The following is a 13008-nucleotide window of genomic DNA, read 5'->3' as shown; positions in this document are numbered from 1 at the left end:
TCAATCAGAAGTGTGTTATGGTCGATGAGATCCCATGATCCTTTTTCAACCTTACATTGCGAGAAGTAAGTAATTCATTATCCTTTGGTCGAAAAATAAACACCGTTTTTTCATTAGTTCTGTTTTTCAAAATATTCAAAAGTACTATGCCACAACATTCCCATTCACCTCATCGATGATAGAAACAATGCGTTTGATTTTATCAGGGTCATGGAAGAGGCCAAAGATACCCTCATGATGCTTTTCGTTAAAAGGTGCTTTATCGAGCATAGCCTTATCGATAGTACCATTTACAGCCAAGTAGTTGATAATTGTATTGATGAAAGTAATTTGATCAGCATTAAGATGACCGTTGCCTAAGAAGTCGGAGAAAGCACTCTTGGCAGCATTCACATCCAAACCAACAATGCTGCGGATGAACTTACCCAAGGGTTGCTCTCCATAGTTCTTCGTAAAATCATCTTTCGAACCCAATTCCGATCCATTAAACATCAATCGTTCCAATTCGGCAACCTCTTCCTTGGTAATGGGTGCGTTGGTGTTTAATTTGCTAATGGTAATATGATTTTTATGCTCCCGGATGAATCGTTCCACACGATTTTTATAGGTTTCATTAGAGGATCCATACGATACAGAACCTTCCTTCATCGTAGTTTCCTTATCCTGAATATCTGAATAAACAATTTTCTTATCACTTCCATCCAAATACTTCAACAGGTCTCTCACCTCATCGCGAATCTGTTCCAACTTACTTTGCTGCAAACCGCTGTAAAAATGATCTTCGCGCATGGTCTCAATCAAGCCTTTGCGCTGCACCACCTGAGGAATGGTATATTTCTTACTCAGAAGATTGGCAATCTGAGTCATTTTATTCACAAAACCTCTCTTGCTCGACAGTTCCAATAGGTAAGCAATCTGCATTTTCAGAGTCATCAGGTCGAACCTTCGTGCTGACTCATCGGTTTTCTCAGGAAGAGGTAATTTGCTTAAATGCTCTTCAATGGTATGAATATCATCGTTACTGATGTTGTTCCATCGCTCTCGTTTTTTAAATTCATCTACATAGCGCAAGTGCATCTGAACCGCAAAACGATCTCTATCCAACGATTCAATCTGCTTGTGTAATATATCCAAATGCTTAGCGGCCAAACTCAAATTATCTTCCTCGCCTGTTTGTGCCAATAACTGGCTGACTTGCAATCGCGATTCGAAAATTTGCTGACTAACCGGCTTGGAAACCGAACCATTGGCTCCCTGTGGATTGGCTTCGAAAAACTCAAAGTTCTGACAGGTATCGAAAATGTAAAATTCTTTTTTATCCTCTCCTGGTGCAAACACATCAGGGCATAAACGTGTACCACGACCAATCATCTGCCAAAACTTAGAATAAGATCGTACCATCTTAAAAAACACAAGGTTTAGAACCCTAGGTGCATCAATACCTGTATCTAGCATATCAACCGAAACAGCTATTTGTGGCATACATTCTTTATGCTGATCGCAAAAATTATCAATCAGACTTTGAGAATGGGAAATCTTATTGTGAATCACATCAATAAAATTACTGCCTGAATACTCTGGGAAAAGTTCGTTAAAGCACTTCACAATAAACTCGGCATGATCTTGATTGGCAGCAAACACAATGGTTCTACCCAGCTTGTCGCCACCTTCTATTTTGAGTCCGTTTTCCATCAAACCTTTCAAAACTTCATTCACCGTATTTCGGTTGAACAGCCATTTCGATAAAGCCGAATTACGTATCTCTTCGGGGAACAAACCTGTTTCCTGATCGAGGAAAGTCTCTTCGTATTTTTTCTTTTCTGTCTCTGAAAGCTCCTGATATCGAATCCCTTCTCTCAAAAACTTAGTTGATAATTCAAATTTTCGGGGCGGAACCAAATAGCCATCATTCACCGCAGCCTCTAATTCATATTCAAAGGTTGGATCCTCATCGGGGCAACCCAACAGATTGTAAGTATTGTGATCGATCTCTCCCTTTGGCGTAGCCGTTAAGCCAATTACATGCGCATCGAAGTAATCGAAAATAGATTTGTATTTGTTGTAAACCGAACGATGTGCCTCATCCACAATAATCAAATCGAAATGACCCACACCATACATACGCTTGCCATCGTTACGAGCACTATCAATACGCCCTATCATGGTTTGGTAGGTACTAAAAACAAGTCGTGTACCATCATCTTCCTTCTCCTTGGTTAGGTCGATAGATGTTAGGCTTTTTAAGTGCTCTCCAAAGCTGTTTTTTGCCTGACGAACCAAGGCATTCCTATCTGCCAAAAAGAGTGCACGTCTTACCCAATTCGCTTTAAAAAGGATTTCTACTATTGATGCAGCAGTTCGCGTTTTTCCGCTACCGGTAGCCATCACCAACAAGGCTGCTCTTTTGCCTCCGGTTAGGGTATTGGTAAGTGGCGAGGTCTTCACAAAATCTTCTGCTACACGTTTCCATGCTGCCTGCTGATAGTATCGATCTGAGATGAGTGGGTTCACCGAATAGTTACGCAAATCCTCACGGTTATCGCGTTGCTGAATGCGCCATTGCAATTCCTCTTTAGTCAAGAAACCATAAACCTGTCGCGAATTGTAAAAGGTATCGTCCCAAAGGTAATTCTCGTATCCATTGGCATAGAAAATAATCGGACGTTGCCCTTTCATCTGTTCCAGGCAATCGGCATACAGTTTGGCCTGATTCTTTCCATACTCCGATGATTTACTGCTTCGTTTGGCCTCAATAACCGCCAAAGGCAATCCGTTATCGTCCCAAAGTACATAATCGGCAAAGCCATTGCCTTTTGGGTTATCGCCTGTTATGGGCATTCCCTTTACAGGATATTCCAATTCATATCCATCACGTAAAGTTTCCCATCCAGCTTCCTTTAGCGCAACATCAATCAGGTAAATTCGTGTTTCGGCTTCGGTAAACTCTTTCACTAAATGGGTAAAATCCCGATTCTTTTGCTGTATCTCCAACTGAGCAATCTTCTCTTCTTTGGCAGCCATAAATTCTTCGTAAGACTTCTTGTCCTCTTTCTGCTGCTCCTGTTCTTGCTCTCTCTTCTTTTTTTGTTGCTGCTTAAACACTTCCAACTCCTTCAGCAAACGTTCATTTTCCTTCTGAATTTCTCTCTGCTTGCGCTCCTTCTCACCAACCTTAGGAATAAGATTCTCATCAAAACGATCGGGTAAGGTAGGTGTGCTTAGGTTGTAACGAAGAGCAAACCACTTTAAAAAATCGTAAAGATAACGCAAGGCAACCAGTGCTTCTTTCGAGTCAATACGCTCACCATGACTAGCTCTGTTCCCTATCCTTCGGGTATGCATAAACACACCAGAAAAACAATCAACATCCATCAACTGACGAAACTCATCCTGATTCATCATGCTGTATAAATCAGCATTATAAGGACGATCTAAAAAGTTCTCTTGATAAATTTGATTGACTGTTGACTCAAGGGTCAGACGACAATAGAATGCGGCTGATATGGGTTCTGTTTTAACACGCTGTTCAGCCTTTTGAACATGCTTAAAAATGGTTGCCCATTCGCCTTGAAGGAAAGAGAAGTTGCTTTGCATGGATTAGTGAGTTTTAACAAAACGAATGTAGTAATTTTTTAGTTAAATACAGATAGGAATAAAAAAGCCTCCACATAACTGTAAAGGCTTCCATTTATAATTTGAAATTTAAAAACTAAGAATTTATCAACTCGAATGCGTATGAATATGGAATTAAATTCCGTTCTTTTTCGCATTCAATCCATGCCGTTTCTTTATGTGAAATATCAATAATTTCATGAGTTGATGTGTCCTTAAACAAATCTAAAATATGCTCTAACACATCCAATTCATTTTTAGAGAATAAATCAGTATTAAATTTGTCTCCCACAGATTCAAATTTCTCTCCCACCATTCCATTTGAGTATAATATCTCATCAATTTCAATCATTCCATTGCGTTGCGCGAGGTCAAATTGTGATTGGTAATAATGAGGAACAGGACCCATTTTAATAGCTTGATATTCAACGCCACTCATTCCAACTCCAAATCTCCTAAAGCATTCAAAATCTGCATAAAAAAGCAGCTTATTCATTTTTACTTTAAAAGGACTCAATCGTTCAGCAAAATATTTGATCATATTTTGGAATTTCTCCAAGTTAAAAGCTCTAAACCCATTATTCAAAGTAGGTATTTCTGTTGAGATACGAGAAAGCCATTCATCTTTTCTAATGTCCTTCAACTTTTGTATCCGTTTCAAGATACCTGCTTTTTTATCTTCATCAAGGTCTAGGCATCTACCTAATAAAGATTCAAGAGCACTAGGATTCTGAGCCATTCGAATTGATGTTCCATTAGAAACAGAAGGAACTTCTCCCGATTCATATTTACTATACATGTTCACTCCAAATCCGAGAATTTGTGACATCATTTTGGCTGAAACGCCATATTTCTTTCTGATCTGAATAATTTCCTCGGTAGATGGTATTTGATATTTTGCTCTGAATAAATTAATTACCTGATTGTAATTTAATTCAGATTGTTCCTGTGTTTCAAATTGTTCTCCTGTATCCTCACACTGATAACAGTGAAAATAGATCTCAAAATCTTCTTTTCGAAATTGCTGTGTACGTTTTTCCACAACTAATTTCATTTCTTTTCCTGTAAACGGGCTCTTCATGGTTTTGGTTTTTTAGGCATTAAGTTCTTTGGCAATTGCAATTCGCCGACCTTTTACTTAAAGACATACTTTAAAGTTTGTTCGGCAACATGAAAAGAGATGCAAATGACTGAGCAATTAGGAAATCCCATTGTAATTTTAATGTAAACATCTTTCTTTTTGATTTTCTTTCCAAAAATCCACAGATCTGGTCCTTTGTGTAATGTGTCCGGATTTGGCCCTTCAATATAATCCGTACACATTAATTGTTCTATTATTTCTCTTCGCTTAATTGGTGTAAGCTCAAGGTTTAATAATGATTGTGAGTTCTTCAATCTATCATTCCTGAAAAGAATGTCAAAAATCTTCATCTTTTCATGGAACGATTTTAAAAATGCTTCTACTTCCTCCTTATCTGTCATTTACTTTAACGTTACAAAACTATACGTTGTTTCACTAATTTACAACTTTAAAGTAAAGATAGTGATTTTCCAACAAACTCCTAAATAAAAAAAGCCTCCACATGATTGTGAAGGCTCTTCTAGTATTCTATATCGTAATATTCCTCATTCCTTACAACTCCCCCTTAAAGGCTCGCTGCAATAGAGAATTAAACAATTCCTCTGACTTGACTAAGCTTTGATCGGCTTGTAACTTTTGTGCCTCTATAGCTTGTACTCTTTCCGCAAAAAGGTCTTGAATGGCAGTTTCAGGAACCATTAATTTAAATGAATTTATTTTTTTCAAAGTATATCTTTGAATAGCTGCACCAGACATAAATTCAGATATTAACTTGTTTTTAATCCCTTCATGATTCAGCCAATAACACAAAAAATAATTATTAATATTCGCATCTAATTTTAATAAAGCTAGACTTGATAGCATACTAATAGGTTCTTTAAATGTATTTATACATGCAATACCAGTTGTTGCACCATCCTTTATGTAAAGAACATCCCCAAATTCAGGTTTACATCTATTGTAAATTTCGTTATGTGCATCTTCATTAACATAGGTAGGCTTAGCATCAAACTCCAAACTAAATGGTTTTACATGTTTAGCAGTTACGTATGGATACCCTGTTTGTTGTGGTTCAGGAGAATGATGTGTGCCGTCAGTAATTTTAGTGCATACTTCAGACATTGTTTTAACCTCCCACCCCATAGGATTAGAAACAGGATCCCCAAACATATCCAAGAACACAGATTGGCTCAACTGATTGTATTTTTCGATGAGTTGCTTGTCCTTTTGGCGCAAACGATCGGCTTCATCTAAAATGGCAGCTATGCGCTTTTGTTCTGGAAGTGGAGGAAGGGGGATTTTATATTCTCGAACTGTACTGACATTCAAATTCTGAACACCAATACCTTTAGTGCTATTAACAGCAATACTCCTAACCTTTGGAGAATTCAAGTACCACATTAAATATCGACCATCCACAATATCAGTGTCTGGTTTAATTAACGTTAAACTGACAAAGACAGAAAAATCAAAATCAAAATCAACAACTGCAGCTTCACCAAACGACCCTACTCTTGTATAAAGGATATCGCCTTTTTCAGGTTTATTATTTTTTGTAAGCTCCAAATGTGTCTCAAGGCTAACATTGTTATATCCAGAAAGGATAAAACGATTCTCTTTAACATTCTTAGATGACAAAAATGGAATTCCTTCTTTAACGTATTCAGGTCTTTTAGCAACTCCGCATGTTATGAGAGAACATACATCTTTCAACTTAATCTCTCTCATCTTAACATCTCCTCCAATTTGGTCAAAGCTTCAGATCTATCCTCATCTAGTTGTCGTATATCAGCAAGAATATCAGCAGGAGCATCGTATTTTACCTCTTCGTAAACAATCTCCTTGTATCGATTGATGGACAAATCCCAATCGTTGGCTTTAATTTCATCGAAAGGCACAAAGAAAGATTGCTCTGTTCGCTTACGATCACCCTCAGCATCTAAATTCTTATATCGTGAGATAATATCAGGCATGTTACATTTGGAATGAAACTCACCCCTCTGTCCTTCGGACATCTCCCCTAAATTAGGGGAGAAAAGCTTGTCTACCGATTGGTTACGCTTATCATCCAAACTGAAACCATCAGCTTTCATGTCGTAGAACCAAACCTTATCAGTTCCACCTGAGTTGGTTTTAGTAAATATCAGGATAGCAGTACTTACCCCTGCATAGGGCTTAAAAACACCAGAAGGCATAGAGATCACAGCTTCTAGCTTATGCTTCTCAATGATCTCAGAACGAATTTGTTTGTGAGCCTTAGATGAACCAAATAAAACACCATCAGGAATAATCACAGCACAACGTCCACCTGTCTTCATCATGCGTAGCATCAAAGCCACGAAGAGCAGTTCTGTCTTCTTAGTCTTCACTGTTTTCAGTAAGGAAGCTTCTACACCATCGTAATCCAAACTCCCCTTAAAAGGAGGATTGGCAAGAATCATGGTGTATTTTTCCTTCTGGTCAGCATTGGCCTCACTCAAAGAATCCTTAAAAGTTAGGTCTGGTTCTTCAATACCATGTAATTGTAGGTTCATGGCCGCAATACGAATCATCGTCGCATCGAACTCAGTTCCATTAAACATGCCTTTGTTATAGTGCTTTAAGAACGACTGATCCATAAACCAATCGTTATGATGCTCGTGCATGTATTCACCTGCAGCAACCAAAAAGCCAGCTGTTCCCGCACTTGGGTCACAAATAATTTCTTCCTTACCAGGCTGCATCAACTCCACCATCATTTTAATGATATGGCGAGGTGTTCTAAATTGTCCATTACGACCTGCTGTGGCAATCTTACCCAAAAGGTATTCGTACAAGTCACCCTTTGTGTCACGATCGTCCATCTTAATCTTTCCAACCATCTGCACCACCTGATCTAGCAACTTAGGGGTAGGAATCATAAAGGTTGCTCCTTTCATAAACTGTGCAAATACACCATCTTTATTGCCTATGGCTTTCATATGATCGAAAACACCATCTACCTTAGTAAACAGGTTAAACATGGTTTCAGGCTCTCTATTGCTAAAGTTACCCCAACGTAAGTCTTGTTCTGATTTCTGAAAAACAGGACTATCATCTTCAATACCCAAAAGGTTCTTTTTGTTATCCTTACTAATCTGAATTTCATCGAGATGTCGAATAAACAAAAGAAAAGTAATCTGTTCGATCACTGTTAAAGGGTTGGCAATTCCACCTGTCCAAAAGGCTTCCCAAAGCTTGTCAACTTCATTTTTTATTGGGCCTGTAAGCATATATATCGTATTTTATAAATCTAATGTGAGAGAAACAAAAGTAGTCTTTTGGAATGAAGGAGGCAATCTAAATGTGGGGAAGAATATCAATCAGATTTCAACTCCTCCTAAAACTTGAAAGAACCTTGATCATGCTCCATATTCTTTTTTTGTTAAATTTACATGCATAACAAAATGAAAAGGAGTTAAAATGAAATACGAAGTTGAATACCTTGGTGGACATCCAGACCTAACCAATCCAGGCAAAATATATTTGACAGTAGTTAAAGAGCATAAAAACATTCTGTTAGAAGAACGTGGTTTCCTGACAACTAACAAAAAGATGTTAATCGATACAGAAGAAATTGTTGCTATTGACCTAGATGAAAAGTCAGATCGCTCAGCAGGTAAAGCAGTTGCTGGAGCAGTAATTGGAGGTGTATTAACTGGAGGCGTTGGTTTATTATTGGGAGGAGCATTAGGGGGTAAGAAAAAAAATCACTCCAACATATACATTACTATAGATTACGATGGAATAAATTTCCAAGTAATGCTTAAAACAGGCAAATGGACAAATATGATATATGCAGAGATATGTGGCTTATTTAGCTAGATGTCTCTTCTGCTCTATATACCATTAAGATATTGATAGGCAAAACCTTTTACTGACATATTGAAGTTTTGTTTATCGAGCCTCTGCTTGGTGAAGGGGCTTATTTTATGCCATTACCATACCACTCGTGACGAGTCGTGTTAAGTCGTAACGACTCGTTAGAAATTGAGTGTGCAGTGTACAATTCAATAGAAAAAAAACTGTCCATAAGGTGTACATACCTACCATACTCAAATGTTTTTTAATAGACTTGTATATTGACGTTGAGCATCTCCTCTCGAGTTCGAACTTGATTTGTCTTAATGATTGTTCAACAAAATCATCTGTTCATTGACAATGAACAGTCAATTATAATGAACACTTATTGCACAAGCAAGACTTTTGAATCAAATAAAACTATCAAGAATAAATTATGAAGCTATTCACGCACTTAAAGTTACCGTATTGGCAGCATTATAATTTAATCAACAAGTCTAACATTAATACAGCACATATTTACCTGTCAAGTTTCTTGCGCAAAAAACTTAACATATCAACTAGGTAATAACAGTGCAAATGAATGAAAAATGTCCAGTTTATGAATTAAAAAACTGGACATTTCGAACCTGGCAAATAAAATTAATGAATTGGCAAATGGATGAAAATCCAATGATTAGAGTACTAAACAATTAAAATTTATTATTTTCACCTAAGGGTATTTTCCTTGGGTGGTGGAATGCTGTTGCTCTTCGTGAAGCGATTATTAATGCATTTGTTCACAACGATTTTACGAGGGAAGTTCCTCCCAAATTTGAGATTTTCCCAGATAGAATAGAAATTACTTTGGTTGGTGGCTTACCTGAAGGTTTAAGTCAAGATGAATTTTTTGAAGGATTTTCCGTTCCCCGCAACAAAGAAATTATGAGAATCTACAAAGATTTTGATCTTCTAAAACAGCTTGGATCTGGTGTTCCTAGGATATTGGAATCTTATGGAAAAGAATGTTTTAAATTTTCGGATAACTTTTTGAGAATGACTTTTCCTATTGAATTATCGGGCGAAAAACAAATAACCGAACAAGTTGATAATTTATTAGCAGTACTCGAAGACAAGACTTATTCAACAATGGAAATTATGCCCTTATTAAACTTAAAACATCGTCCAACATTTTTTTACAATTACTTGCAACCAAGTATTGAACTTGGTTTAATTGAAATGACAATACCAGATAAGCCCAAAAGCAGTAAGCAGAGATATAAATTGTCAGAGAAAGGAGCTGTTGTAAAGCAAACAAAAAGAATAGGTAACTAAGTGATCATGATCAAATGGGTGGTCCAAGTTTGTTAAATTGACATATAAATAGAAAAAAAATTCTCTAACCAATTGGATAGGTTTCAAAAAAATGAGATTAAATATTTTAATTTAAATAACCAGCAGAAAATTTTAAGAAGTATCAGGAGGTATAGAATCATTTCGATAATTTTGGATCTATGAATAAGAAGGAAAAAATATTATTGGGTACAACTGCACTATTAGGGACAGCTTTAGGCTTCTCTGTACACAAGAATATCAAACAAAATAAGCAACTAAAAGAAATCAATAATGCAAGTAAAAAGTTACTAGATAAAATTAAAACACAGGAAGCCGAACTACTGCAGAAAAGAGGGAACATGCACTTCGTAAAAAATTGTCTGGGAATTATAAAAAGTTTTGCAGAAAAAGCCGAAGATTGCGAAAATGATAATGAACGATTGGAAAATATTTCATCAGCCAATAAAAATACGATTCAATCTATCGATTTAATTTATCCAATATTCAAACATCTTACTTATGCAACCAATAATATTGATTCCAGTTTATTAGACGAATTGAGGCACCTGAAGATTTTTATGGAGTTTGTAAAAATTAGAGTTAAATCTGAATGTACGATTGAATATGTACTTCATGATAATGTTAAACCTTACTTAAAACACAATATTTGTTGCTGTATACTCACTGAAATATTAGAAAACGCAAAAAAACATAGCTGTTTATCTGATGAAGACAATACAATATCAATTGATTTAAAAATGGCTGATGATGATTATTTGGTTTATAAGGTTTCCAATCCTATATCTCAGAATAAAACCAGTCAATATTCATCTTCACACAAAGGAATGGGCTTGTTAAATATTAAAGAAAGACTCTCCCTGTATTATCAAAACATGTACGAAATATCAGCTAAAGAAAACAATAGCAGATATGAATGTAAATTGATTGTTAAACTGATAAAAAAATAAAATAGATGTTCAATGTTGTAATCGTTGATGATGAAGAAATCGTAGCCGAATCAATTGAAAGATATTGTAAGCAAAGTCCGATCGTTTCCCTAACCAAAATTGAAACAAATTCATCTAGATTATTAAATGACTTACAAAACAGCAGCTACGATAATTTTAACCTCTATTTACTGGATATTGAAATGTTTCCTGTGCGTGGTGACGAGTTAGCGCAAGAAATCAAAAAAAAATATCCTGAGGTTCAAATTGTATTCATTTCTGGTTATGAACAAAGAGGAACTGTTTGCTTCAAAAACAATCAGCTTATATCTGGAGTTCTTGACAAGCCTGTAATCAAAACTGATTTGTTGAACCTTCTTTCGGAGATCAATAACTCATCGCTGAGATTAAAACTATTTAATGTTTACGATCCACAACATGAACCTGTTGATAGACTTATTTCTACGGCTGATATTATTGCAATAACATCCGACGTAAGCGCCATTAAAGCAGACCTCCCAAAAAATAATATTGCTCTTTGCTTTTCTGATGGATGTTACAGATTAAACTCCTCTATTAGTACTTTTATTAAAGAATTTAAAATCGAAGAGAAAAGCTTTATTAAAATTTCACAATCAACTTTTTTAAATCTTAACTCAATAAAAGAATACTCTAAAACTACTGGAACAATTACAACCAAAAATGATTTGCCATTTAATGTTTCAAGGTCTTGTAAATCTATTTTTGAAGAACTTAATAACCACTTTTCCCGAAAATGATACCAGTTTTCCCATATTTTAAAATTGCGCTTTAAGAGCAACTACTTTAGAGTCATAATTAAATCAGTACTAACATTTAATACTAAAAATTATGGACTCAGATTACGATTACAGTCAAGCAGACCTTGATAACCATGCTGATCAATTAAATCCTAACAGTGAGGTCTATGAATCAAGCAGGAATGATGATTAATTAAAAGTAGTTATTAATAATTTTAAAATTTCAAAAAATGGGAAAAACAAAAATGACATCGACCGCAGCAGCAAGAATTCAATCTTCAACAGCTAAATCATCAGGAGGAAAAGTTAGTAAAGGAAGTTTTGCTGCACGAGCAACGAGTACTGCAGCTAAGAGCTCTAAGAAATAGTATCTAGAAAAATAGCCGTAACAAAATCATTTTGTTACGGCTATTTAGTTATCAACAAAATTGACATAAACCATTTGACTTTAATGAATAAAAAAAATAGTTTTAGAATACATCTACATTACTGAATCAATAACTTTAAATCATTATTCAAAAAAGTAGAAACAGAAAACTTATGTCATTGCTCCATTGAGCTAATCAATATTGGATATTTTTAAAGCGTTTAATTCATTCTCAATATTTTTTAATAGATTTGTATAATAACAAGAAGCTCAGTAAGATAAAAAGCAATTATCTGTACCAAACTTATACCTCAAGATTGTAAAGCACTGATAATCAATGCTGGTTAGTTTCGAAGAAGTCATGTAGTTACTCAGAACGTTTCTTATAAAATTTCCAATTATGATTTCTTTATGGTTTTCTACAATTTGAAGATTTTCCAAAATCTCGTTTAGTTTATTGAAGTCTTCTTTGAAAAGCATTCTTAATTGCACATTAAACAATCTCAAAGAGCCTAATATATTATCGTATGTTTGGGGATTCTACACCCACTATCAACTAAGCTCAAATTACAACTCACTTTTTTTGTATATTAGTAAGCTTACTTATCATCGTCAGCGCTTAGTACAGAGCTTTACAAGCATATTTAGCGCCGGATAATCATCGATTTGGCGGCATTAAACTTGCAGCTTTAATCTCCGGATGGAAAAATATTCTTCTCTACTAAAAGGATCCTTAAGGGCTTTTAATAAACCCGATTTTCTCTATCGACAATTTGATGATCAGCAATTATAAAAATAATCGAGAATGCCTACGGGTAAGAATTAATAGAATAATGAATGTTCGTTAGGCTAGTCATTCACTATAAATTGGTAAGGCAAATCTTAATCGTTCTATTTCTGCCCCAACTTTTGTTACTTATCTTTTCCTACTATGACTCATGGCTTCATGGCAAAAAAAAAGAGTCTCACTCCACAAGGAATAAGACTCTTTTAAAGGTTGGCATCGACCTACTCTCCCACATCTCTGCAGTACCATCGGCGCTAACGGGCTTAACTTCTCTGTTCGGAATGGGAAGAGGTGGAACCCCG

10 protein-coding genes and 1 rRNA gene are annotated in these 13008 nt (G+C 35.7%); 5 read left to right on the top strand and 6 right to left on the bottom strand.

What is annotated here, in order from left to right; all coding sequences use genetic code 11:
• Positions 1 to 144 precede the first annotated feature (144 nt).
• The 5 genes from ABYT26_RS00055 to ABYT26_RS00035 all read right to left on the bottom strand — a co-directional run bounded on the left by ABYT26_RS00055 (position 145) and on the right by ABYT26_RS00035 (position 7944).
• The gene (locus ABYT26_RS00055; protein WP_372750824.1) at positions 145 to 3594 is read right to left on the bottom strand and encodes a DEAD/DEAH box helicase family protein; all 3450 of its coding nucleotides are present in this window, start codon (positions 3592 to 3594) and stop codon (positions 145 to 147) included.
• A gap of 115 nt (positions 3595 to 3709) precedes the next feature.
• Positions 3710 to 4693 (bottom strand): type II TA system antitoxin MqsA family protein, encoded by a 984-nt coding sequence (locus tag ABYT26_RS00050; RefSeq protein ID WP_372750823.1) that lies wholly within the window; start codon positions 4691 to 4693, stop codon positions 3710 to 3712.
• A gap of 53 nt (positions 4694 to 4746) precedes the next feature.
• Positions 4747 to 5094 carry a toxin gene (locus ABYT26_RS00045; RefSeq protein WP_372750822.1) on the bottom strand — a complete coding sequence of 116 codons (348 nt, stop codon included), beginning with the start codon at positions 5092 to 5094 and terminating at the stop codon, positions 4747 to 4749.
• Between the two features lie 151 nt (positions 5095 to 5245).
• Complete coding sequence (locus ABYT26_RS00040; protein ID WP_372750821.1) at positions 5246 to 6421, bottom strand: restriction endonuclease subunit S; 1176 nt, start codon at positions 6419 to 6421, stop codon at positions 5246 to 5248.
• A complete protein-coding gene (locus ABYT26_RS00035) occupies positions 6418 to 7944 on the bottom strand; it encodes an N-6 DNA methylase (RefSeq protein WP_372750820.1) in 1527 nt (508 codons plus the stop codon). The genes ABYT26_RS00040 and ABYT26_RS00035 overlap by 4 nt, the downstream gene beginning before the upstream one ends.
• A 190-nt stretch (positions 7945 to 8134) precedes the next feature.
• On the opposite strand from ABYT26_RS00035, the gene ABYT26_RS00030 reads away from it, so the two are divergent.
• The 5 genes from ABYT26_RS00030 to ABYT26_RS00010 all read left to right on the top strand — a co-directional run bounded on the left by ABYT26_RS00030 (position 8135) and on the right by ABYT26_RS00010 (position 11920).
• The gene (locus ABYT26_RS00030; RefSeq protein ID WP_372750819.1) at positions 8135 to 8536 is read left to right on the top strand and encodes a hypothetical protein; all 402 of its coding nucleotides are present in this window, start codon (positions 8135 to 8137) and stop codon (positions 8534 to 8536) included.
• A 696-nt stretch (positions 8537 to 9232) separates the two neighbouring features.
• Positions 9233 to 9826 (top strand): Fic family protein, encoded by a 594-nt coding sequence (locus ABYT26_RS00025; RefSeq protein WP_372750958.1) that lies wholly within the window; start codon positions 9233 to 9235, stop codon positions 9824 to 9826.
• A gap of 179 nt (positions 9827 to 10005) precedes the next feature.
• Positions 10006 to 10794 (top strand): hypothetical protein, encoded by a 789-nt coding sequence (locus ABYT26_RS00020; RefSeq protein ID WP_372750818.1) that lies wholly within the window; start codon positions 10006 to 10008, stop codon positions 10792 to 10794.
• A 5-nt stretch (positions 10795 to 10799) separates the two neighbouring features.
• On the top strand, positions 10800 to 11552 hold the full coding sequence (locus tag ABYT26_RS00015; RefSeq protein WP_372750817.1) for a LytR/AlgR family response regulator transcription factor: 753 nt from the start codon (positions 10800 to 10802) through the stop codon (positions 11550 to 11552).
• 230 nt (positions 11553 to 11782) lie between these two features.
• Positions 11783 to 11920 (top strand): hypothetical protein, encoded by a 138-nt coding sequence (locus ABYT26_RS00010; RefSeq protein ID WP_372750816.1) that lies wholly within the window; start codon positions 11783 to 11785, stop codon positions 11918 to 11920.
• Positions 11921 to 12914: 994 nt separating this feature from the next.
• Here the strand turns inward: ABYT26_RS00010 and rrf are convergent.
• Positions 12915 to 13008, bottom strand: a 5S ribosomal RNA gene (gene rrf / locus ABYT26_RS00005); the annotation flags it as partial.

It is taken from the genome of Labilibaculum sp. (assembly GCF_041595635.1).
Classification (GTDB): domain Bacteria; phylum Bacteroidota; class Bacteroidia; order Bacteroidales; family Marinifilaceae; genus Labilibaculum.
This window is presented reverse-complemented; position numbering and strand designations above follow the sequence as displayed.